General features: G+C 68.0%; 24 protein-coding genes and 1 tRNA gene. 10 read left to right on the top strand and 15 right to left on the bottom strand.

Annotated elements, in window-relative coordinates:
• Positions 1-34: 34 nt before the first annotated feature.
• Genes VFA08_06430 through VFA08_06420 form a run of 3 tightly spaced genes read left to right on the top strand, consistent with a single transcriptional unit; the run spans position 35 to position 1,366 of the window.
• Positions 35-631, top strand: a complete 597-nt coding sequence (locus VFA08_06430) for a DNA-3-methyladenine glycosylase I (protein HYZ13229.1) — start codon at positions 35-37, stop codon at positions 629-631.
• Between the two features lie 59 nt (positions 632-690).
• Positions 691-1,014 (top strand): hypothetical protein, encoded by a 324-nt coding sequence (locus VFA08_06425; protein HYZ13228.1) that lies wholly within the window; start codon positions 691-693, stop codon positions 1,012-1,014.
• A gap of 19 nt (positions 1,015-1,033) precedes the next feature.
• Positions 1,034-1,366 carry a Rieske (2Fe-2S) protein gene (locus VFA08_06420; GenBank protein ID HYZ13227.1) on the top strand — a complete coding sequence of 111 codons (333 nt, stop codon included), beginning with the start codon at positions 1,034-1,036 and terminating at the stop codon, positions 1,364-1,366.
• Between the two features lie 16 nt (positions 1,367-1,382).
• On the opposite strand, the gene VFA08_06415 is transcribed toward VFA08_06420, so the two are convergent.
• The 8 genes from VFA08_06415 to galU all read right to left on the bottom strand — a co-directional run bounded on the left by VFA08_06415 (position 1,383) and on the right by galU (position 8,062).
• A complete protein-coding gene (locus VFA08_06415; protein HYZ13226.1) occupies positions 1,383-2,072 on the bottom strand; it encodes a hypothetical protein in 690 nt (229 codons plus the stop codon).
• Between the two features lie 12 nt (positions 2,073-2,084).
• On the bottom strand, positions 2,085-2,999 hold the full coding sequence (locus VFA08_06410; GenBank protein HYZ13225.1) for a proline dehydrogenase family protein: 915 nt from the start codon (positions 2,997-2,999) through the stop codon (positions 2,085-2,087).
• A 690-nt stretch (positions 3,000-3,689) separates the two neighbouring features.
• A tRNA-Ala gene (locus VFA08_06405) sits at positions 3,690-3,763 on the bottom strand.
• A gap of 40 nt (positions 3,764-3,803) precedes the next feature.
• On the bottom strand, positions 3,804-4,442 hold the full coding sequence (locus tag VFA08_06400) for a haloacid dehalogenase (protein ID HYZ13224.1): 639 nt from the start codon (positions 4,440-4,442) through the stop codon (positions 3,804-3,806).
• Positions 4,443-4,453: 11 nt separating this feature from the next.
• Positions 4,454-5,038: a hypothetical protein gene (locus VFA08_06395; protein HYZ13223.1), complete on the bottom strand. Its 585-nt coding sequence runs from the start codon at positions 5,036-5,038 to the stop codon at positions 4,454-4,456.
• A 349-nt stretch (positions 5,039-5,387) separates the two neighbouring features.
• A complete protein-coding gene (gene moaC, locus VFA08_06390) occupies positions 5,388-5,873 on the bottom strand; it encodes a cyclic pyranopterin monophosphate synthase MoaC (protein ID HYZ13222.1) in 486 nt (161 codons plus the stop codon).
• On the bottom strand, positions 5,873-7,129 hold the full coding sequence (glp, locus tag VFA08_06385) for a gephyrin-like molybdotransferase Glp (GenBank protein ID HYZ13221.1): 1,257 nt from the start codon (positions 7,127-7,129) through the stop codon (positions 5,873-5,875). The genes moaC and glp overlap by 1 nt, the downstream gene beginning before the upstream one ends.
• A 48-nt stretch (positions 7,130-7,177) precedes the next feature.
• Positions 7,178-8,062 carry a UTP--glucose-1-phosphate uridylyltransferase GalU gene (gene galU, locus VFA08_06380; GenBank protein HYZ13220.1) on the bottom strand — a complete coding sequence of 295 codons (885 nt, stop codon included), beginning with the start codon at positions 8,060-8,062 and terminating at the stop codon, positions 7,178-7,180.
• Positions 8,063-8,131: 69 nt separating this feature from the next.
• On the opposite strand from galU, the gene VFA08_06375 reads away from it, so the two are divergent.
• The 5 genes from VFA08_06375 to VFA08_06355 all read left to right on the top strand — a co-directional run bounded on the left by VFA08_06375 (position 8,132) and on the right by VFA08_06355 (position 11,030).
• Positions 8,132-8,440 carry an FmdB family zinc ribbon protein gene (locus VFA08_06375; protein HYZ13219.1) on the top strand — a complete coding sequence of 103 codons (309 nt, stop codon included), beginning with the start codon at positions 8,132-8,134 and terminating at the stop codon, positions 8,438-8,440.
• A complete protein-coding gene (locus VFA08_06370; GenBank protein HYZ13218.1) occupies positions 8,437-9,231 on the top strand; it encodes an S-methyl-5'-thioadenosine phosphorylase in 795 nt (264 codons plus the stop codon). The genes VFA08_06375 and VFA08_06370 overlap by 4 nt, the downstream gene beginning before the upstream one ends.
• Before the next feature lie 7 nt (positions 9,232-9,238).
• Positions 9,239-9,418, top strand: coding sequence for a hypothetical protein (locus VFA08_06365; protein ID HYZ13217.1), 180 nt, complete (start codon positions 9,239-9,241; stop codon positions 9,416-9,418).
• 46 nt (positions 9,419-9,464) lie between these two features.
• Positions 9,465-10,124: a Flp pilus assembly protein CpaB gene (cpaB, locus tag VFA08_06360; protein ID HYZ13216.1), complete on the top strand. Its 660-nt coding sequence runs from the start codon at positions 9,465-9,467 to the stop codon at positions 10,122-10,124.
• A 72-nt stretch (positions 10,125-10,196) separates the two neighbouring features.
• A complete protein-coding gene (locus VFA08_06355; GenBank protein HYZ13215.1) occupies positions 10,197-11,030 on the top strand; it encodes an undecaprenyl-diphosphate phosphatase in 834 nt (277 codons plus the stop codon).
• A 27-nt stretch (positions 11,031-11,057) separates the two neighbouring features.
• Here VFA08_06355 and VFA08_06350 read toward each other — a convergent pair whose 3' ends face one another.
• The gene (locus VFA08_06350) at positions 11,058-12,398 is read right to left on the bottom strand and encodes a TldD/PmbA family protein (protein HYZ13214.1); all 1,341 of its coding nucleotides are present in this window, start codon (positions 12,396-12,398) and stop codon (positions 11,058-11,060) included.
• Complete coding sequence (locus VFA08_06345; GenBank protein ID HYZ13213.1) at positions 12,395-13,777, bottom strand: TldD/PmbA family protein; 1,383 nt, start codon at positions 13,775-13,777, stop codon at positions 12,395-12,397. The genes VFA08_06350 and VFA08_06345 overlap by 4 nt, the downstream gene beginning before the upstream one ends.
• 39 nt (positions 13,778-13,816) lie before the next feature.
• Here VFA08_06345 and VFA08_06340 point away from each other — a divergent pair, with 39 nt between their 5' ends.
• Positions 13,817-15,619: a hypothetical protein gene (locus VFA08_06340; GenBank protein HYZ13212.1), complete on the top strand. Its 1,803-nt coding sequence runs from the start codon at positions 13,817-13,819 to the stop codon at positions 15,617-15,619.
• Here VFA08_06340 and VFA08_06335 read toward each other — a convergent pair.
• Genes VFA08_06335 through VFA08_06320 form a run of 4 tightly spaced genes read right to left on the bottom strand, consistent with a single transcriptional unit; the run spans position 15,518 to position 20,195 of the window.
• Entirely contained in the window at positions 15,518-17,023 is a 1,506-nt protein-coding gene (locus VFA08_06335) for a glycosyltransferase 87 family protein (protein ID HYZ13211.1), read from the bottom strand. The genes VFA08_06340 and VFA08_06335 overlap by 102 nt on opposite strands.
• A gap of 40 nt (positions 17,024-17,063) precedes the next feature.
• Positions 17,064-18,014: a transglycosylase SLT domain-containing protein gene (locus tag VFA08_06330; protein ID HYZ13210.1), complete on the bottom strand. Its 951-nt coding sequence runs from the start codon at positions 18,012-18,014 to the stop codon at positions 17,064-17,066.
• Positions 18,011-19,609, bottom strand: coding sequence for an ATP-binding cassette domain-containing protein (locus VFA08_06325; GenBank protein ID HYZ13209.1), 1,599 nt, complete (start codon positions 19,607-19,609; stop codon positions 18,011-18,013). Before VFA08_06325 ends, VFA08_06330 begins: the two co-directional genes overlap by 4 nt.
• Before the next feature lie 55 nt (positions 19,610-19,664).
• Positions 19,665-20,195, bottom strand: coding sequence for a hypothetical protein (locus tag VFA08_06320; protein HYZ13208.1), 531 nt, complete (start codon positions 20,193-20,195; stop codon positions 19,665-19,667).
• A gap of 96 nt (positions 20,196-20,291) precedes the next feature.
• Between VFA08_06320 and mmuM the strand changes: the two genes are divergently transcribed.
• On the top strand, positions 20,292-21,218 hold the full coding sequence (gene mmuM / locus VFA08_06315) for a homocysteine S-methyltransferase (protein ID HYZ13207.1): 927 nt from the start codon (positions 20,292-20,294) through the stop codon (positions 21,216-21,218).
• A gap of 197 nt (positions 21,219-21,415) precedes the next feature.
• On the opposite strand, the gene VFA08_06310 is transcribed toward mmuM, so the two are convergent.
• Complete coding sequence (locus VFA08_06310) at positions 21,416-22,090, bottom strand: hypothetical protein (GenBank protein ID HYZ13206.1); 675 nt, start codon at positions 22,088-22,090, stop codon at positions 21,416-21,418.
• Between the last annotated feature and the right edge of the window lie 29 nt (positions 22,091-22,119).

The raw sequence follows: 22,119 nt of genomic DNA, 5'->3' as shown, positions 1-22,119 counted from the left end.
ACAGACGCTCGGACGGCCCCAGTAGCATCGCCTCGTGCCGAACGACGTTCAGCGGTGCGAGTGGGTGCCGCTGGACCAGCCGAAATACCTCGCGTACCACGACGAGGAGTGGGGTGTGCCGTCGCACGACGACCGCCACCTGTTTGAGATGTTGGTTCTCGAAGGTGCGCAGGCCGGCCTGTCGTGGTCGACGATCCTGAACAAACGCGAGGGCTACCGGAATGCGTTCGCGGACTTCGACGCCACGGCCGTCGCGCGGTTTGCCCCTACCGATGTCGAGCGGCTGATGCTCGACGCGGGGATCGTTCGGAACCGGCTGAAGATCGAGTCGGCGATCAACAATGCACAGCGGGTCGTCGAAGTGCAGGGGCAGGACGGCTCGCTCGACGCATACCTGTGGTCGTTCGTCGGCGGAAATCCGATTGTCGCCGAGTGGAAGCGATTGTCAGACCTGCCTGCCGAGACGGCGGAGTCGAAGGCCATGAGCAAGGATCTGAAGCGCCGCGGCTTCCGCTTCGTCGGGCCGACGGTGTGTTACGCGTTCATGCAAGCGGTCGGTATGGCGAACGACCACGTCGCAGACTGCTTCAGGTTCGAGGAGATCGTCGGGAGCTACAGGCACGTCGAATGATCGGCTGCTCTCGAGCGGCCCCGCCATCAATCGCCTGAAGCGCGGATACGATCCTCGGCATGGATGACGAGACAGATGTCGCCGATGGGCCCGATGACGATTGGGATGAGGGACCGGGTCTTGAAGAGCGAATCCGAAGGGGACCCTGGCTTCGGATCCTGTTGTGGCTTGCACTCTTGAGCGGCGTGGCGTGGATCGTCTCGAACGGCCTCCTTCAGATTCGCTTCGGCGTTCTGACTCCAACCGCGTTCGCCGGAGAAATCGAAGCCGAGTTCTACGAGTGGGTTCAGGTGATCAGCGGCATCGGTTACACACTGTTCGTCGTCGCGGTGGGGAGTTATGTAGTGCTTTGGCTTGCTGCTCGTCGCCAAGACAGCGTCTAATGCGTAGCATCGGCGCGTCATGGAGGATGCGTGGGCGCCGATCGGCAAGTTGTCCGACTTCCCCGACGGGAAAGCCGTCAAGGCACCGGTCGACGACGAGACCGATCTCCTCGTGCTGAGGCGGGGTGAGGAAGTCCTCGTCGTCTCCAACCGATGCACCCATCAGGGCACACCCCTCAACCGAGGCCGCCTCCACACCGCCGGGAACGTGGTGACGATCACCTGTCCGTTGCATGGAAGCCTGTTTTCGCTTACCGACGGCCGGGTACTCCGCGGTCCGGCGACGATCTGGCTGCCCTCGTACGAGGCGCGCGTGACCGGTGAGCTCGTCGAGGTTCGGCAGCGTCAGTGAGGCACGATTCCGCCGGTTACAGCCGCGGAAAAGTCGCGATCGTGACCAGTCCGTAGATCATCAATCCACCGGCCACCACGAGGACGCCGACCCGGATCTTCAACACCTTGAACCGCTGTGACAGCGCAAGCATGAACAGAACCGTCGCGAGCACGACCGTCGTTCGGATGTAATCGTCGGCGTGCCTGCGTGCGGCAGTTCCCTCGTCGAACACGCGGTCGCCACGTTCGTTCAGCTCCAAACCCTTCTCGATCTGCGGGTTGATGTACTCGGGCATGAAGCTTGGCCCCGGCGGCGCGTCTGGGCTCGCAAACGGTCGGGTGGCCAGCCACGCGTCGAAGGCAACCTTGAACTCCGGGCTGAACCGACGCTCGTACAGCGCGGCGAGCTCCTGGCGCCCTTGGGCCCGCGCTTCGATCCACGTGTTGAACGTAGACACGTCGAGCAGACGCTGCTGTCCCCCGAGCGTCAGTTGCTGGTCGGCGTCGATCCTGATCGTCGATGCGTCTCCATAGAGCTCTGCTTGACGCCCGTCCCATTTGGCCGCCTGGTAACCACTCCACGCAGTGGCGACGGCAACGACCGCGAGCAACAGCGCCTCCAGGATCTCGACGAGATCCTCCCAGCGTGACTTCGCGGGTTGAGTGTGCGCGCCCTTGCTCTCGTTGAGAGCTCTTGCGATCTCGGCGTTGAGGTCTTCGGCCATAAGCAGGACTCGTTATCGACCGATGAAGTTGCGCAGCGCGAGGAGAACGTTCTCGAGTGGCTTCTCAGCTATCCGGCGCATGAACCACGGGTACCAGTGCGTTCCGTACGAGATCAGCGTTCGGATCGTGTAACCCTCGCCCGCGAGCCGAACCTGATCGTTGGAACGGATGCCGTAGAGCATCGCGATCTCGAACCCGTCGCGGCTCTCCACGTCGACCTCGATCCGCGAAACCAGGTCGACGTCGTGCGTTCCGAGGACGAGCCGCTCGCTCGGGCCTTTGACCTCCAGGATCCGAAGCGCGAGTCGTCGGTAGCTCTCGTCGATCGCCTGCCGATCCCCGACGAGCAGGTTCTCGTGCTCGCGGTAGGCGCCCTTCACCAGGCGGATCGACGCATCCGGCATCAGGTCGCTGATGTCGACAGGCGTTCTCCTCAGGTACGCCTGGAGACAGATCCCGGTGTTCGGTCGTGTCGCGCGGACCTTGCGAAACAGGTCGATAGTCGGTTGCACGTAGCGGCCCGATTCCATGTCGAGCCACAACCAGCTCCCACGCTGTTCGGCACCCTGCGCCACGCGCTCGACGTTCTCGGCCGCAAGGTCCGGGTCGAGGTCGAGTCCGAGGTGCGTCGGCTTGAGCGAGATCTCCGTGTCCAGACCGCGATCTGCGATCGTGCCGTACGCGTCGATGTAGTGATCGGCGACGTCCTCCGCCTCCTTGCGCGTCGCGACGTTCTCCCCGAGCTCGGTGACGATCGTCGGGAGGCCATCGTTCGCCAGACGGGCCGCGGCCCCGAGTGCCGCGTCGAGCGTCTCGCCGGGCATGAACCGCCCGACGGTGCGGCGGATGAAGCGGAAGCTCGGGAGATGCTCGCGCAGCCAGGGGTTGTCCGCCGCCCACAGGATCGCGTTCCGCGCGAGGCTCACGCTCGAAGACTATTCGGTCGCTTGCAGTCGGGACCTGGGCGAGGCTGATTGAGTCGAAGGCGGACTCGGAGCTCATTAGGCCCTACCTCATTTGGGGGTTGGCCTCTCCTCGCCGACCAACGACGATCACTTACCTAACACACTCTCGAGGGAGGGTCTCATGAAGCGGATCATCCTGTTAGTTGCCCTGGCGATCTTCTTCTCAGTCGCAGTGGCGTTGCCGGCGGCTGCCGCGATTCACCCGATCGCCTCGTCGGAGTGCGCGGCCGGTTCGTCGACGTCCGTTGCGAACAGGCAGGACCCGCCGGGCCAGGTTATGTTGGGTGCCATCGCGCCGAACACGGCAATCCCAGCAAGTGGCGGAGCTGCTTTGAACGGCAACTCGGGCGCTGGCGTGTGCCCTAACGCGTAGGCCTCCAGGACAGCCCGGACGGCGCGGAACCACACGGTCTCGTTTTCCCTTGCGCGTCAGCCGTTTGAGCCCAGCGTTGACCGCCTGCGTCGAGACCCCCCTCATAAACTGGCACGACCGCGTCGAGGGCGACGTGCACGTCGCCGCAGTCCTTGCGACTCGGCTTAGGGGAACCGTGCGAAGTGCTACATCGCCTGTGCGTCGAGTGCTACATCCGGCCGGGGCTACACCATCACATGAAGAAAGCCGCAGGGGCTTTGACCTGCGGCTTTGCCTAGTGGAGGTGAGGGGATTTGAACCCCTGACCCCTGCCGTGCGAAGGCAGTGCTCTACCGGACTGAGCTACACCCCCTGGGGCCAACAAGCGTAGCAGCCCGGATTTTCCAGCCCGCTCACGGTGGCCCGTCGATCTGCCTGGTGTGCCGCTCGAGGGCGTCGTGGAGGTCCTGTGAAACGCGCGCGACCGACAGATCGCCGCGGGTCTTCTCGATCAGGCTTCGCGCGACGTCCGTGCTCCGCCGCAGGTTCCCAGTGATCGCGTCCGGATAGTCCATCGTCACGAGCACCGCGTACATGTCGTCCATCGCGGAGAGCACGGCCTCGCCGTCGGCGATCCTGCCGTGCCGCAACAGATCGAGGGCGTGGCGGCGGGCCTCGCCGATCGCCTCAGCCATACCGTTGAGGTAGGGGGCGTCTTCGACGGCGAGCTCCTCCGGTGTCGGTGCGTGCGACGCGCCCGAGACGACGGCCTCGGTGATCTTCGCCTCGGCAAACTCCTTCTGCGCGTCCTGCAGGTATCCGGCGAAGCGAATCTCGGGATGATCGCGGACGGCGTCGAGTCCGGCGTCGATCGACGCACGTGCCTCATCCATCAAACGGTGCGCCAGATCCAGCTCTCCACGGTGGATCGCACGGATCGCGTTCGCGCAGGACCTGATCGCGGCCCGCGATGCGGGAAGCGCGCGTTCGCGAGCTTGCATCGTGGAATCGAAGCGGCGCGCGATCGCCTCGGACGTTCGTTCCAGATCCACGCGGAGGTTTGCTAGATGCCCGCGACGCCGGCGCGCTCGATGTCGGGCTCCCGCTCGCGCGAACGGACCACGATGTTCACGAACTCGTCGGCGTCGAAGAACGCACGGCCGTTCGCCTGACCGTTGTGGACCCCATGGCCGTTCGACGCGTGGCCGTTCGACACCTGACCGTTGTGGCTGCCGTGGCCGTTCGCGTGGCCATTTTGGGCGGCCTGGCCGTTGAGGGTGACGTGACCTTTCGACGCGTGACCGTTGTGGACGGCCTGACCGTTCGACCTGTGACCGTTCGTCGCGTGCCGAGTGGAGCCGTTCACGGCGTGGGCCGATCCGTTCACGCGTTCTGGAGCCATCGGCCTGCCCGACGCGGCCTCTTCTCGCTCCCTGAGCGTCACCAGCAGCCAGGTGTACAGGGCGAGGAGGATCATCATCGAGCCGGCGACGAGCCATATCGCGCGGAGCGGCGGCACGAGACCGATGAGGAACGCGATGCCGGTGCTCTCGATCATGAACACGAACACTCGACGCCGTCGCGCACGCGCGCGCTCGCGAGCGCGCTCACGCGTCCCGACGAATGCGACGCCCTTGCGCGGCGTCACGATCCAGCGACCGCGCCCATTTCCTTCGGTATCGGCCAAGAGGTCCATGTTTCGTTCGAAGTCCTCGATGCTACGACTATGCGATGTTCTACGCGTCGGCACCAGGAACGCGGCCCAGATGATGCCCAAAGCAACCAGCAACAGCCAACCCACGCCCAGCCCCCGATGCTCGGATCCCCGGTCCGCCACCACATGGTGGGGCTGGCGCCGCAACCTAGCATCGGTTATGTAGCGTCACAAATACCAACGGCAAAGTTTTCGGGGGAGCGGCTCCGCAGGTAGTCGACGCGAACGGCATCCAGCCGTTGCTCGTACGACGCTCAGTCGGGAGCTACGGCGACGCTCAGTCTTACGCCTCGGCAACGTACTGCCCCGACTTCCCGCCTCGCTTCTCCAGCAACCGAAGCCCGTCGATTCGCGCAGCGCGGTCGTACGCCTTCGCCGTGTCGTACAGGGAGAGGGCCGCGACGGCCGCGGCCGTGAGCGCCTCCATCTCGACGCCGGTCCGGTCTCGAGCGTGCACCGTCGTTCGAATGGAGATCCGACCAGCCTGCGGTTCTGGCGTCACGACGACCTCCGCGCCCGTCACCGCGACGGGATGACAAAACGGCAGCAGTTCGGGCGTCCGCTTCAGACCCATCACGCCGGCGATTCTCGCAGCCTCCAGTGGATTCCCCTTCGGCGTGCCTGCGACGAGACGCTCGCACGCCTCCGGCGTCATGGTGATCACGCACTCCGCCACGGCTACGCGATCGGTGACTTCCTTCCCGCCGACCTCGACGATCCGCGCGACGTCCGCCGGCCGTGCCTCCTCGGGTGCACGAGAGCTGTCCATCACTCCTCCATCGAGCGGAACAGGATCACCCGAACGTCGCTGCCCGCCCTGGCCGTCGCGACGCCGGGAGGGATCAACGCCAGGCCGTTCGCGCGAGAGACGGTCGCGATGAGGTTCGACCCACGTCCGCCGGTGGGGGTAGCCACCCAGCCCTCTCGGGTGCGCTTCACCCGAACTCGGGCGAACTGCGTCTTGCCCTTCGGACCGGTGACGTCGTCGGCGAGGCGTGCGGTGACCTCGGGCCGGAACAGGTTCCGCCGCCCCATCATCTTCATCAGCGAAGGGCGGATGAAGACCTCGAAGCTGACGAACACGCTTACCGGGTTCCCCGGCAGGCCAAAGTACGGCTTCCCCTCGATGTGACCGAAACCCTGCGGCATCCCCGGCTGCATCGCCACGCGGAAGAAGTCGAACTCACCCCGACGAAGGAACGCCGCCTTCACGACGTCGCGCTCCCCGACCGAGACGCCGCCGGACGACACGAGCACGTCCGCCTGGCCGAGATGCGACAGGACGACGTCCTTCAGCGAATCAACGTCGTCCTTCACGATGCCGGCGAGGATCGGGGCCGCGCCCGCTTCCCTGATCGCGCCGAACAACGAGTACGCGTTCGAATCGCGCACCTGGCCGAACTCAGGCGTTTGAAAGGGCGGGATCAGCTCGTCGCCCGTCGAGAGCACGACGACGCGTGCTCTCGGCCGCACGAGCGGATGCGAGATCCCGGCGGTCGCCAGCAACGCGAGCTCGGGCGCCTGCAGGCGTCGGCCGGAATTCACGAGCGCGTCGCCGCTCTTCACGTCCTCGCCGGCGCGCCGGATGTGTTTGCCCTCATCAGTCCCGAAGAGGATCCGGACGACGTTCCCGCGAACCTCCACGTTTTCGATGGGAACGACCGTGTCGGCGCCCGCCGGGATCGGCGCGCCGGTTGCGATCTGGAAGGCTTCGCCGCCGCCGACCGTTCCCTCCGGGCGGTGACCGATGAGCGCGCGGCCGACGACGCGGAGCTCCACGGGCGACGCCTGCGTCGCGTCGCGAACCTCCGAAGACCGGACGGCGTACCCGTCCATCGCCGAGCTCGCGAACTCCGGGAGGTCGCGTTCGGCGACGACGTCCTGCGCCAGGACGCAGCCGTACGCGTCGGTCAGCGGGAGCTCGAGCGGTTGGAGCGGCTCGATCTGTGACAGGACCTTCTCGCGCGCCTCCTCGACCGAGAGCAGCCCCTCGCCGCTGTCGTGGTCGTGATGCGGCGTCGCCATCTCCGTTCAGTCTATCGACGCGATTCCCGCCGACCGCTTTCGCGGTGCCTACAGCAGTTTCTTGCGCTGCACGAGGTCGGCGAGCCAGCGCTTGAGCTCCTTGCCGACGTCCTCGCGGTCGATCGCCAGCTCGATCATCGCCTTCATGTAATCGAGCTTGTTTCCCACGTCGAAGCGACCGCCCTCGAACACATGCGCGTACACCGCCTGTTGCTGGGCGAGTGCGTTGATCGCATCGGTGAGCTGAATCTCGCCCCCGACCCCGGGTTCCAGGTTGCGCAGCGCTTCGAAGATCTCGGGGGTGAGGACGTACCGCCCGATCGCGGCAAGGTTCGACGGTGCGTTCTCGGGCTCCGGTTTCTCAACCACCGACAAGACACGCGCGAGCCGATCGTCCTCGACGAACTCCGGCTCGATGCAGCCATACAGACTGATCTCGTCGCGCGAGACCTCCATGGCGGCGAGCACGCTTCGGCCGTAGCGCTCGTGCACGCGAAGCATCTCGGAGAGCAGCGGGTTCGACTCGGCAATGATGTCGTCACCGAGCAGAACGGCGAACGGCTCGCCACCCACGTGGTCCTCTGCGACGGACACGGCGTGGCCGAGCCCGAGTGGATCGCGCTGACGGATGTAGTGGATCGACGCCATGTCGGTGATCTCGCGGACCTGTTTCAGCTCCTCGAACTTCCCCTTCGATTCCAGGAAGTGCTCGAGCTCGATCGACCGGTCGAAATGGTCCTCGATCGAGCGCTTGCCGCGTCCCGTGATGATCAGGATGTCCGTCAGGCCGGCGTGAACGGCTTCCTCCACGACGTACTGGATGGCCGGCTTGTCCAGGAGCGGAAGCATCTCCTTCGGCTGGGCCTTCGTCGCCGGAAGGAAACGCGTACCGAGTCCGGCCGCTGGGATGACTGCTTTGCGTACCGCGCTCATGGGCCTCGAAGCATACCCGCGGACATTCCGGGCCATACATGTGTTCGGGCGCGGCTACACTTTTTCACGATGCCCACCTACGAGTACGAATGCACCTCGTGCGGTCAGCACATCGAGGTCTTTCAACGGATCGTCGAGGACCCGCTGACGACCTGCGGGGTCTGCGGCGGAACGCTCCGCAAGGTGTTCCACCCAGTGGGGATCGTCTTCAAGGGCTCCGGCTTCTACGCGACCGACAGCCGTTCGGCGGCGGCGAAGAAGGACGCCGACGGCGGCTCGAGCACGGCGTCGTCCGACGGCGCGAAGTCGGACAAGTCCAAGTCGAAGGAGCCGTCCACGGCGACCTCGACGCCCAAGAAGGAGGGCGGCGGCACGTGACGGTCGCCCGGATCGGGGTGTTCGGCGGGTCGGGGTTCTACTCGTTCCTCGAGGACACCGAGACCGTTCCCGTCGAGACGCCGTACGGGGAACCGTCAGCGCCCCCGGTCGTGGGGACCGTCGGCGGGGAATCTGTGGCGTTCATCCCGCGACACGGCGTCAAGCACGAGTTCCCCCCACACCGCATCAACTACCGAGCGAACGTCTGGGCGATGAAGGAGCTCGGCGTGCAACGAGTGATCGGGCCGAACGCGTCGGGCTCGTTGCAGCGGCACATCGAGCCCGGCCACTTCGTGGTGTGCGACCAGATGGTGGATCGAACGCGGTCGCGGCTGCACACCTTCTACGACGGACCCTCCACGACGCACATCTCGTTCGCCGACCCGTACTGCCCCGTCGTTCGGTCGGTGGCGATCGACCGGGCTCGAGAGTTGGGGATCGCGATCCATGACCGGGGGACCGCGGTCGTCATCGAGGGACCTCGGTTCTCCACCCGTGCCGAGTCGGCGTGGTTCTCCTCGGAGGGCTGGGACGTGATCGGCATGACCGGCTACCCCGAGTCGGTCCTGGCGCGCGAGCTCGAGCTCTGCTACGCCAATATCTCCCTGATCACCGATTACGACGTCGGTGTCGAGGGTACGCCGCCGGTCACGAATGAAGAGGTGATCCGCGTGTTCGACGCGAACAACGCGAAGCTCCGGGAGCTGCTGTTCGCGATCATCCCGGCGCTGCCGGAGCCGCGCGACTGTCCGTGCGCGACCGCGCTCTCCGGCGCGACGTTCGACGCATGATCTTGTGATGGCGACCGAACCCGTCCTCGTCACGGTCGAGCTCCGGTTCACCACCGACGAGGACCCCCAGCAGCTGGCCGAGCGGGTGCGCGAGTCGGTCGGATTGATCGTGGGGCGCGACCGCCTCGAGGACTTCCGGGTTCGCGTGCTGCCGCTCACGCCGCCCAAGAAACCCCGCGGGGTGTGACCTCCTTCACTGCGGCGGGCAGCGCCGGCCGCTAGGGTCGCGGGCCGTGGTGTTCCTCCGGCGCTGGTCGCGGCGTTCGAAGCTCTTCGCCGTCCTCGCGGTGATCTCCGGCGCCGCGGCGTACGTCCTCGTCGACTGGTACGCGACGCGGATCACGGAGTTGACGCCCGTTACGGGCGACCTCGTCCCCGTCGTCATCGCCGCCCGGCCACTCTCGCGAGGCGCGATCCTCGGGGAGGACGCGCTCGCCGTTCGACGGATGCCCGCCAACTTCGCGCCGCCCGGTCGGATCGGCGACGTCGCGAAGGTCGACGGCGTCTCGTTGGTATCGGACGTGGCCGAGGGCGAACCGATCACCCGGACGAGGCTCGGCGTCGAGGGCGGCGCCGTCGCCGCGCTCGTTCCGGACGGTCTGCGCGCGTTCCCCATCACGCCGGGGCTGGCGCCCGGCGCCGTCCGCGAGGGCGATCACGTCGACGTGATCGCCACGTTCGGAGGACCGCGACCGTACAGCGACACCGTCGCGAGCGGCCTCGAGGTCCTGTCGATCCTGGAACCCGAGGGAGGCGCGATAGCGAGCGCCGGCGACGTCGGACCGTCCCTCGTGTTGCTCGTCAGCCCGGAGGTCGCCGAGGAGCTCGCCTACGCCAGCGCGTTCGCGGACCTCGCTGTAACGGTGGCACCGCCGGTCTCGTCCGCCGTGTGACGTTCGGCGGGCGGCCGGCCGCCGCTACGATGCGGGCGTCTCGGACTCGCAGGGAGTTCCCGGCTGACCATCTTGCAGGCGATCGTGCTCGGCATCGCGCAGGGGCTTTCGGAGTTCGCGCCGGTTTCGAGCTCTGGGCACCTCATCCTCATCCCGTGGCTGTTCGACTGGCCGATACTCGAGAACGCCGAGCTCAGCAAGACCTTCGCCGTCGCCCTGCACATCGGCACGTTGTTCGGGGCGCTCGTGTACTTCCGACGTGACGTCGTGCGGTATCTGGTCGCGGCGGTTCGATCGATCCGCGCCCGGGCGATCCGCGACGTCGACCAGCGGCTCGCGTGGGCTCTTGTCGTCGGCACGATCCCCGGCGTCGTCGTCGGGGCCGCGCTCCAGAGCGTCATCGAGGACGACCTCGGTCAGCCGTGGCTCGTAGCCGTCATGTTGGCCGTGTTCGGCATCCTTCTGTACGTCATCGATCGCGTCGCCGCGAGCCGACGGGAGCTGGATGATCTCGGCATCCAGAACGGCTGGTGGCTCGGCGTCGCGCAGGCGGTGGCGTTGCAGCCGGGAGTGTCGCGCTCGGGCGTGACGATCACCGCCGCGCGCGCGATGGGCTTCGATCGCGAGACCGCCGCTCGGTTCTCGTTCCTGCTGTCGCTCCCGGTCATCGCAGGCGCGGGCGTGTACGAGGGCGTCGATCTCGTGAGCGACGGGATCCCCGCCGGAATGACCGGTCCGTTCATCGCCGGGATCGCCGCCTCGGCCGTCAGCGGCTTCGCGGTGATCGCGTTCCTGCTCGCGTACCTGCGCCGGCGCGACTTCAGCGTCTTTGTCTGGTACCGGCTCGTCGTGGCGGCGATCTGCTTGGTCGTGATCGCGACCGGACTTCGCCCGGCGACCGTCTGACCCAGCCGCTCGAGCGGCTCGGTGTTCTCAGACGCCCGCGAGCGTCATCTCGCCGATGAGGATCGAGGGTGTGCCGACCGACGAGAAGAACCGAAGGTCCGGGCCGACGGCCGCCACGGACTTCAGCATGTCGGGCAGCGTGCTGGCGATGGTCATCTCGCGAACGGGCTCACCGAGCGCACCGCCGGCAATGCGAAGTCCGGTGGCGCCCACGGAGAACTCCCCGCTGATGGGGTTCGCACCCGAATGCACGCCCGAGACGTCCTGGATCAGCACACCGCCATCCGCCTGCGCCAGCAGCGATTCGAACGACATCGATCCCGGCTGCAGGTAGAAGTTCGTGGCGCCGACGCCCGGTGTCGAGCGGTATCCGGCGCGGCTCGCGTTGCCGGTCGACGTCGTAGAGCCCCGGCGCGCGGTATACGTGTTGTGGAGGAAGCCGTTCAGCACGCCGGCGCCGATGAGGTCGGTCCTCCCCGCCGGAACGCCCTCGTCGTCGAACGGCGCTGCCGCGGGTCCATCCAGGAGCCGGCCGTCGTCGACGAGGGTGAAGACGTCGGCGGCGACGCGCTCCCCGACGAGGTTCGCGAACAACGACCGTCCCTTCTGCACCGACTCGGCGGAAAGCGCTCCGGCGAGCACGCCGAGGAACGACGACGCCGCGAAGGGATCGAGGAGCACCGGAACGCGCTGCGTCTGCGGCTTCACCGCGCCCAGCATCCGCGCGGCGCGCTCAGCGGCCTCGCCCGCGACCCCGTTCGGGTCGAGATCCGCCGCCCGGTGAGCGACTTGAAACGAGAAGCCCGTCTGGGTGTCGCCGTCACGCTCTGCGAGCGTGACGGCGACGCACCAGCATCCCGTCCTGCGGAACTCCGCCGACACGCCTGTTGTCGACGCGATGGCCACACGGCCGATCGCGTCGCCGAACCCGCACTGTTCGACCTTGCCCACGTTGGGGTGGGACGTCACCGCCACGCGTTCGACCTGGAGGGCGAGCGAGACCTTGTCGTCGGCCGCCATCGCGGCCTGTTCGTCGAAGAACAGTCCCTCGATCGGCTCGTAGTCGCTGGCGTCCGCGAGCACGTTGTTCTCGTCCTCGGTCCCGAGCGTCGCGTTCTCCCGCGCACGCTCGACCGCGGCCACGATCTCGTCGTCACTGGGGTCGGCGACGTACGCGAATCCGAGCCGGCCGCCGGCGATCACCCGGACTCCGAGGCCGCGGCTCTCGGCCGAGGTAAGGCCCTCGACCTCGCCTTTTCGCGCTTCGACATCCGTGTGCCTCGACTCCTCGGCATAGGCCTCGACGGCCTCTCCATCGCGTGCCGCCGCCACCGCCACGGCCGCGAGCTCGTTGAGGTCTCGCGTCATCCAGTGCCGCCGATCGTGATCCGCGCGATGCGAAGCGTGGGTGAACCGCTCCCGACCGGGACGCTCTGGCCGTCCTTGCCGCAGATGCCGGGCCAGATGTCGAAATCGCTCGCCAGGCCGTCGACGTTCGACATGACATCGATCGCGCGGCCGATCAGGTTCGCGCCGCGAACCGGATGTCGCTTCTCGCCGTTCTCGATCAGGTACGCCTCGGAGCATCCGAACACGAAGTCGCCGGTCGCCGGGTTCGTCTGGCCGCCCGCGAGCGCCGTCACGTAGACGCCGCGTTCCGTCGAGGAGACCAGCTCCTCGGCACTCGACGTGCCATTGAGGATGTACGTGTTGGTCATCCGCGGGATCGGGGGGTGGGCGTAGGACTGCCGCCGACCGTTCCCGCTCGACGGCGCGCCGTCCTTCTCCGCGCGTAAGCGGTCGTAGAGCCATCCCCGTAACACGCCGTCGTCGAACAACGGCGTCCGTTGCGCCGGCGCTCCCTCGTCGTCGAAGGAGAACGACCCCCACGCATTCGGGACCGTCGCGTCGTCGAGGCCGTTCACGATGTCGGAAGCGAGCCGCTCCCCCACGCGGCCGCGGTACACGCTCGCCTCCTTGTCCACGATGTCGGCCTCGAGCGGATGCCCGACCGCCTCGTGGAACAGCACGCCGCCCATCCCCGGCGCGAGCACCGCGGTCATCTCGCCCGCCGGCGCCGGATGCGCATCGAGCATCGTCACGGCTCGCTCGGCCGCGACCAACGCCGTCTCCGACGGTGGGTGCGTTTCGAGGAACTCGAGGCCGGCGAGGCCTGCGGGCCCGTGAAAACCGGTCTGGATGTTGCCGTCGCGCGCGGCGACGACCGAGACGACCAGACGGACTCGCGGCCTGGTCTCCTCGACCCACCGTCCGTCGGACGCCGCGATCAGCACGCGCTGGAGCGAGTCGCCGTACACGGCGGTCACCTGGCGCACCTCTGGAGAGTGCGAGCGCGCCGCGTCGTCGGCCTCGCGCACCCACGCGACCTTGTCGGCCGATCCGGTCGACGCCGCGTCGCGGGTCGCTTCGTGAACGACTGGCGGCTCGAGCGAGCGGAAGGCGACGACGTCGCCCGCGCCGTTCTCGGTCACGGACGCCGCCGCGGCAGCCGCGGCCTGCAGCAGTGAGTCGCGGTCGAGGCGGTTCGAATACGCGTACCCGAACGACGTGCCGTGACCGACGCGAACGCCGGCACCGCGATCCGTTCCGGTCGTGAGCTCCTCGACCTTGCCGTCGTCGAGGCGAACCGATACGCCGAACCGTTCCTCGACGAACAGCTCGGCGAACGCGCCACCGCGCGATCGAGCTGCGCGGAGGACGTCTTCGGCGAGCTCGCGGTCGAGCATCCGCGGGATGCTAGCAGCGAGGGTGCGATGCTCCGTTCGATGAAACGTTCCGGCTCACGGACAGACGTGCTGGTGCTCGGCGGGCTCTCGTTCATCTTGTTCGCGTGGTTCCTGTGGCCGTTCGTGGCGTTCGACGCTCGGTTCCCTCTCGGGCCGGATGCACCGGTGTACCTGTGGTGGGCGCGACTCGCCGGTGAGGACGGCCTGTCGGTCGTCGGAGCGCGACCCGGCATTCCGGCGTTGACGCTGACGCTGCAAGGGGCGCTCGGACGCTCGGTCGTCGAGGCGACGTCGGCGCTGGAGATCGCGCTCGGTGTCTCGATCGGCCTCGCTGCGACGGCCCTCGTCCGAACCCGCGGGCGAGTCGCGTTTCTGGCTGGCCTGCTCGCCGGTACGTTCGCGGTTCACCTCGCCGCCGGTTACCTGGCGAACCTGGCCATGGCCGCAGCGTTCCTGGCCGCCGCGGTCGCGCTCGCAGACGGAACGAGACGTGCAGCGTATCTCGCCGCCGGCATCTTGGCCGCCGGCGGGCTCGCTCACCCGCTCTTCTTGGTGCTCGCCGCGGTCATCCTCGTGCTCGCAGCAGCGATGACGTGGCGCGACGACCGCCTACAGGCGGGTCGCGTCGCGGGAGCGACTGCCGGTGCCGGAGTCCTCGTCGGAGCCGGACTCCTTTCGGTGTTGATCGGGCCGTCGTCGCCGGACGTCGACACATCTCGCGACGCGTTCTTGCGACGAGCCGGCCTCGGCGGCGAGCTTCGCGCCTCGTACCTCGACCGCTTCATCCGCCGATGGGCGCGGTACGTGCAATTGGCCTCGGTACCACTCGCCGTCGCGGGCCTTTCCGACCGCGCCGATTTCGTCGCCACGTTCCTTCGAGCGTGGGGCGCCGTGCTCGTTGGCGGAGTCATCGTCGCGCTCCCAACGGGATGGCTCCCCGCCGACCGCTTCGTGACCTTCGGGTTCGTCGTACCGATACTCGCGGCGCTCGGACTCGTTCGCGTGGTGCGGTGGTTCGACCAGCGGCGACGACGAGCGCTCGGGATCGTCGTCGCGGTTGCGCTGGTCGGCGCGATGCTGGGAGGCGCGTTCATCGCGTGGAACCGCCAGCGACCGTTCCTCTCGGATGCCGAGGTCGCCACGGCGACCACCGCGAACAGGCTCATCTCGGGTGTGGAGCCGGGCGTCCCACTGGTGTTCCTCGTCGATGAGCAGGACGGAGCGCTCTCGTTCCTCGCCACGCGCGCGGGGAACGTCATCCGCGGGGCCGTCCCGCCTGATCGGATCCGCGACGTCGTCATCTGGGCACCACTTGGCGATCGGAACGGCGATGTCGAACGGCGGGCGCTGGCCGATCTGACGGGGCGCGACGTCGACACCGCGGTCGATCGATCGGGGCAGGAGGCGGAGCTGTTCGTCCTCACGCCGTTCTACGACGTCGACGAGCTCGGCGTTCCTCGTGAAGCGACGGTGATCGACCCCCGCAGCGGTCCGCTCATCGATGGAGATCCGGTCCAACCCCTCGAGCCGGCGTCGCGCGCCGCCACGGCGGCGTCCGCGGCACTGACCCTCGCCTTCCTGTGGGTCGTTGGATACGGCTGGGCGCGGACGGTCTTCACCAATACGCTTTCCGCGGCGGCCACCGCGGTCGCGATCGGCGCGGCCGGCGTCACGCTCTCGGCGATCGCGCTCGAACGGCTCGGCGTTCCTCTCGACGCCACCGCCGGCGCGTGGACGGTCTCAGTGCTTGCCGGTGGGAGCGGGTACGTCCTGTGGCGTGTCCTCGAGCGGCGCGCCATCGCGAACTCGAGCCCACAGGTCGGCGAGAAGCCACACGAGTAGCGCGATCAAGATCGGCGTCAGCACGTAGTGCCCGAAGAGCAGGTTCGCGTCGTACGCCGATCCGAACGCCGCCGGCTCCGAGGTCCATTGCGAGACGATGAGACAGAGGCTCGTTCCGATCAACGCGATCCTCGGCACGCGCGGCAGGAGCCACGCCAGCGGAAGCGTCCACGTGACGTACCACGGCAACAGCACCGGGCCGAGCAACGTCAGGCAGAGCAGCGCCCACCCCCAGGCGGCGCCAATGCGGGCCGTCTGGATCACGCCGTCGACCAGCCGTCGACCGATGGCGACCATGGCCGCCACGAAGACGAGAGGGAAGACGATGCGCGGAATGAGCTCCAGCGTTTCCCCTCCGACCGCGTCGAACAGCCGGTGGAACAGGCGCGACGGCGCGAGCCAGCCTTCGTGCGTCGCCAGCTCGAAGACGCCGAGCGTCGGGTCGGTGGTGTTCAGGAACGGCGCCGCGGCGAGCAGCGCAATCGCGAGCGCAACGCCGCCATGCGCGGCGAGTACGCGCCAGCGTTCACGCGCGGGAGCTCTGGCAACCGCAACGAGCACCAGAAGAAAGAGTGGAACGACGGCGGTCACTTTGACGAGCGTGCCGAGCGCGAGCACGGCGGTCGCCAGCAGATTCCGGCGTGCGTACACGAGAGCAAGGGCCGAGGCGATCGACAGCGCCACGAGCAGGTCGTTGTGTCCGCTCGCGACGCTCTGGAACAGCACGACCGGATTCAGGCCGAGGACGGCGACGGCGAACGCCTCACGCTGCGGTCGCTCCCGGCGGACCAGGCGTGTGACGACGGCGATCGTCGCCAGGCTCGCGGCGATGGCGATAACCCGGAACACGGCGATGAATTGAGCGACCTCGTCGACCGCGCGCGCGACGAGCGCCGACGCCTGCGTCCACAGGGGGCCGTACACCGCCGGCGTGTCGAGCCACTTCGGACCGACGAACGCCGCGAGGGCGTCCTGCGGGTAGTCGGCCGGCGTCGCGACGTACGGGTTCGAGTGGTACACGGCCGCGATCCGACCGTAGTACGCGTACGAGTAGACGTCGCGCGAGAACAGCAAGGGGATGAACAGCAGCGCGACGTGATACGCGACGGTTAGCCATAGCGCGGTTCGCGACGGGATCTCGCCGCGCCGCGTCTCGTACAGCACGAACACGAATGCCGCCGCCGCGAGCGCAACCGCGACGACCCCCACGGCCGCGAACGCGTTCCCATGCACCGCGTCCACGCCGACGACGCTCGAAAGCCACCGGAACGGGCCGCTCGGCCGTGCGGCGGCCGGCAGCGCCGGACTGAACGTTGAACCGGGGGTCGCGGCCACGGTCGCGACGAACACGAACGAGACGATCGATGCCCCGATCGCGAACCTGCCACGGCGCGACATGCTCACGTTCCGACTGTAGCGGGGAGGCCGAGCTCGGGAAGTCGCGCTACAGCCCAGGACCGGAGAGACGCACGTCGCCGTCGACCGTCCGCACGTAGACCTGCCAGTTGTAGTAGGCGTAGTACGCATCCGGGAATCGCGTCATCGTTCGCGCGTACCACCACACCGCGTCCACATACGCGTCGACGGGGTTGTACGCATGTAACGCTCGGCGGTAGTCCCCGGGCGCACCGGATGCGCGCAGGTAGTTCGCGGCGCCCATGATCGCGTCCTCGGGGTCGTTGATGTCGCCACCCATCCCGTAGGCCTCCCACGTCGACGGGATGAACTGCATCGGCCCCTGCGCGCCGGCGGAGCTCGCCGACCGGATCCGCGCCATCCTCGTCTCGATCAGCATCACCGCGGCGAGGACCTCCCAGTCGATGCCGAACCGTCGCTCGGCGGCCCGGAAGTACGAGCGAAGCACGTCCGCCGGTTCGGGCCGGCGGATCCGGAAGTCCGGGAGAACGCTCACCGCACCGAAGTGCTCGAACAGCGCGTGCGTCGCGGCGACGTTGCGACCGGCCTCGAGCGCGATCCTTCGCGCCAGACGATCGATGACGCCGTCGGCGACCGCCGGCCGCTCCGCGAGCCATCGGTAGATGCGCTGTTCGTACAGCGTCAGCAACACGACGTCCCGCGGCGGCGGCCACGTCGCCGGGTCGCCGCGCCGGTACCACACCGCGATCGCGTCGCGGTTCCGCGTGAACGTCTGCTCGAATACCTGCGCAAGCTCGCCCCGCCGCGTGGGGACCGGCTCTTCCGGAGCCGGTAGTGGCTCGGCGAGTTCATCCGGTGACGGCGAAGGCAGCGGCGACTGCGAGGGACTGACGCGCGTCCCTCCGGTCGCGCCAGCGGCACGGATACGTGGCCCGTCCGCTCCGGTCACGCCGCCGGATGCCGCGCACGAAACGCCCAGCACCGAGACCACAGCGAGCGCAACGAGCCGGCGCTTCATCCGACGGCGGCCGCGTCCTCGTACGGCGACTCGAGCAACTCGCGCACCGAGCCGTCCTCGTCGAAGAACAGGAATCGATCCATCCGGCGCATAAACCATCGGTCGTGCGTCACGGCGATCACCGTGCCCTCGTACCGGTCCATCGCCAGCTCGAGCGCGTCAGCCGACGCAACGTCGAGGTTGTCCGTCGGCTCGTCGAGCAGCAACATCGTCGGCGAGTCGATCTCCATCAGCAGCAGCTGCACCCGCGCCTGCTGACCGCCCGAGAGCACCTCGAACGGGTTCCGCGCAGCGACGTCGAGCTCGTACCGACGGAGCGCCGACATAGCCTGCGTCATCGAGAGTCCCTTCGCCCGCAGAACATCGACGATCGCCAGGTTCCCGATGTCCGGGCGTTCGTGCAGCTGCGCGAAGAGGGCGGGCTGAACGCGAGCGCCCAGCCGCCACTCCCCCTGGTGCGCGACCGGCTCGCCGGAGAGCAGCCGGAGGAAGAACGACTTCCCCGAGCCGTTCGGCCCGATCACCCCGACGCGCTCGCCGAACCAGATCTCGGTGTCGAACGGCCGCACGATGTCGCCGATCGCCAGCCCGTGGATGCGAAGCGCTACCTTCCCCGTCCGGCCGCCGCCGATCCGCATCCGCACGTCCTGCACATCGGGCCGGAGCGGCGGCGCGTTGCGCGCCTCGAACCGATCGAGGCGGTGCTGGACGTTCCTCGCTTTGATCGACCAGTCCGAGTTGTACGCGGCCTTGCGCTTCATCTCCTTGATCATCTCGGCCAGGCGTTTGCGCTCCTCCTCGTAGCGACGATGGTCCTCCTGGAGCCGCTCGATGCGCGCACCCCGCGCGTCCGCGTACGTCGCGAACGGACCCACGTGCGTCCACGCCGCCTTCCCCTCGAGCGTGACGATGCGCTGCGCCGTTCGGTCAAGGACGGTTCGGTCGTGGGTCACCATCAGGATCGTCCGGTCACTCGCGTTCACCGTCTCCTCGAGCCACCGCTTGCCCTCGATGTCGAGCGTGTTGTCCGGCTCGTCCAGAAGGAGCACGTCGAACGGCGAGTTGAACATCACCTCGAGGGCGAGCCGCTTGCGCTCCCCGCCCGAGAGCGTTTCGATGTGACGCTCGGCAGACTGCGGGTATCGGCCTCCGAACGCTGATTTCGTGCACCGGTCGAACATCGCCTCGGCCTCGTAGCCACCCGATTCGCCCCAGTGTGCGAGCGCCTCGGCGTACCGGATCTGCGCGTCCTCGCCGGCGTGGTCGCGCATCCATCGCTCGGCCTTCGTCAGCCGCTTCGCCGCATCGGCGATCGATGGTTCGGCATACGCGAGGAGGAAGTCGCGGATCGTCGTGGGCCGAGCGTCCGAGCCGATGAACTGCTGCATCAGGCCGAGGCGGCCGTCGAGGTGGACGACGCCCGACTTCGGCGAGTCGAGCCCTCCGATGACGCGTAGGAGCGTCGTCTTGCCGATCCCGTTCGCGCCGACCATCGCGGCGTGCTCGCCGGAGGGGACGCGGAAGCTCACGCCCTCGAAGAGCGTCCACCCTCCGGGCAGCGCGTACGACACGTCGGTGAGCTCGAGATACCCCATTGGTTCGTGGGCGCGTTGCACGCCCGGCGGTCAACGGTACCGGCTGCTCGAACGGCTACCAATAGCGCGCCGTCGCCATGGCGAACGCGGCGATGGCGACGAACGTGAAGTTCATGATGGCCAGCGTTCGGCCACGCGCCTGGAGCCGCTGCAGCTCCTGAACGAGCTCGGACGGCGGGGCGTCGCCCGCCGCGGCGATCTGGGCGCCGACGGTGGTGGCGCGCGCCAGCGTCGGGCGCGTGATGAACAACCCGATCGAGAACGCGACCAGCGCCGAGATCGCTCCGATGGCCAGCCACAGCCCGAATGCCGTCTCGAGGAACGAGCCGAGGCCGCCGGCGACGTCGACGTAGTGCCAATAGAGGAAGCCGCCGGCGACGATCGTCACCCCGGCGATCCACAGGATGACGTTCGTGAGACGGCGGTTCCCGAGGAGTTCGCGCATGAACGGACCGGCCGCCGGCCCGATCGCCTTGGCCGTCGGCTGCAGGAAGAACACCAACAGGAAGATGGCGCCGCCCCACGCGATCGCGCCGAGGACGTGCAGGATGCGGAAGACGAGCATGTACGTGCTTGCCGAGACCATTACCCCTCCTATCCGAACCGGGCTGCATCCTGGTGCGAATGCGGCGACGGGTCAACGTCTCGACCGTTGATGCGTCACGCGCTTTACGCTGAAGCCATGCGGTCACCGTTCGAGGAGGTCCTCGCTCGCGACGGGGTGGTCGTCCTCGACGGCGGTCTGGGGACGGAGCTCGGGCGGCGCGGCGCGGACCTCCGCGATCCCCTCTGGTCGGCAAGAGTGTTGCTCGAGTCGCCGGAGCTCGTCCGCGACGTCCACACCGAGTACTTCGCCGCCGGCGCCGACGTGGCCATCTCGGCCAGCTACCAGGCGAGCTTCGCCGGCCTCGCCCGCCGCGGACTCGACCGCGACGCCGCCGCGGACGTGCTTCGCCGGAGCGTCGAGCTCGCCCGTGACGCGGCGCGGGACGCACCGGGCGAGCGCCTGGTGGCCGCGTCGATCGGCCCCTACGGGGCATACCTCGGCAACGGAGCCGAATACAGGGGCGACTACGACATCGGGGAGGCGGAGCTCCGCGAGTTCCACCTGCCACGTCTCGAGGCACTCGCCGAGGCACAGCCGGACGTGTTCGCCGTCGAGACGATCCCGTCGATCGTGGAGGCGCGTGCGATCGTCGGCGCGCTCGAGCATGTCCCCGATATCCCTGCGTGGCTGAGCTTCAGCTGCCGCGACGGCGCCCACATCTGCGACGGGACGCCGTTCGAGCAAGCCGTCGACGCGGCCGACTCCGCGCCGTCGGTGGTCGCTGTCGGCGTGAACTGCACGTCACCGCTCCACATCACCGCGCTCGTCGAGATCGCAGCGGCGAGGACCGACCGGCCGGTCGTGTGCTATCCGAATCGCGGTGCCTTCTGGAACCCGCTTCGCAAGCAATGGGTCGACCCGCCTCGCCAGGACGCGCGGCCGTCGCTCCGGCCGCTCGAGTGGCGCGACGCCGGCGCGCGGTTGATCGGCGGCTGTTGCGGAACGACCCCGGAAGACGTCTCGAGCATCGCGAACGCGCTCCGCGCGCGGTCGAGTGCGTGACCCCGTTTGCTCGTGGCGGCCATGGGTAGAGCGAGGATCAAGGTGGCGGCGGCGGGTCCGAAGCACCGAGGAGCACGGACCCGCACTCGTCACCAGAGATAGGCAACGCGCACGGCCCTCCGTCCTCACCCCCTTCGGAGCGCCGCAACGAGGAGGCCCGGCTCGAAGAGCCGGGCCCTCTCGTTGTATCCGGTCTCTTACGACGCTCGGTTGTAGCGAGCGCGCTCGTCCTCGTCGACGTCGGCGTCCTCCGCCTCGCCGACCACGACGGTGTCACGCTCTGGCCGCTCGACGGCCCGGTCATGTTCGGGGCGGTCGACAACCTCGGTCTGAACGTCCTCGTCGTACAGGTGCGCGTTCGCCGGCCGCGTGATCGAACCGCCGATGGCCCCACCGAGGCCCGAAGCGATGAGCCCGCCGACGATCGCGAAGAACGTGGCCCACAGGACGTTGCTGCTATTAGTCGAGAGCAGGCCACCGGTCTCGGCGTCCAACTGCGTCACCCGGCCGAGGTTGAACACGTTCAAGACGGCCGGCACGCCGACGGACACCGTGAGGATCAGCATCAGAGCCCAGATCGTCATGCCGTTGAAGAACCCTGAGCCGAACCCGTGCACGCCGGAGAGCAGCCCGGCGAACAGGCCCGCCAGGAACAGGCAGACGATCGCGGAGATGCCGACATACCACTCGATGTTCGTCCGGATCTGGTCGATGCCCGATCCGTATGCCAACGCAAACCAGAGCGTCGTGAGCAAGGCGAGGAGCGCGATGCCGAGCACCGCTCCAGCGAACACGGCGCCCCACCGGATCCGCTGTGGGTCCGAAGACCCGAGCGCCGGTGTCGCGGTGGTTGTCGCGTAGCGCGTGCGCATATCCGACCTCCTTTCAAGGTCTCGCACTT

Source organism: Actinomycetota bacterium (assembly GCA_035640355.1).
Taxonomy (GTDB): Bacteria; Actinomycetota; UBA4738; order UBA4738; family HRBIN12; genus CALGFI01.
Note: the sequence above shows the minus strand (reverse complement) of the source record. Positions and strands in the feature narration are given on the sequence as shown.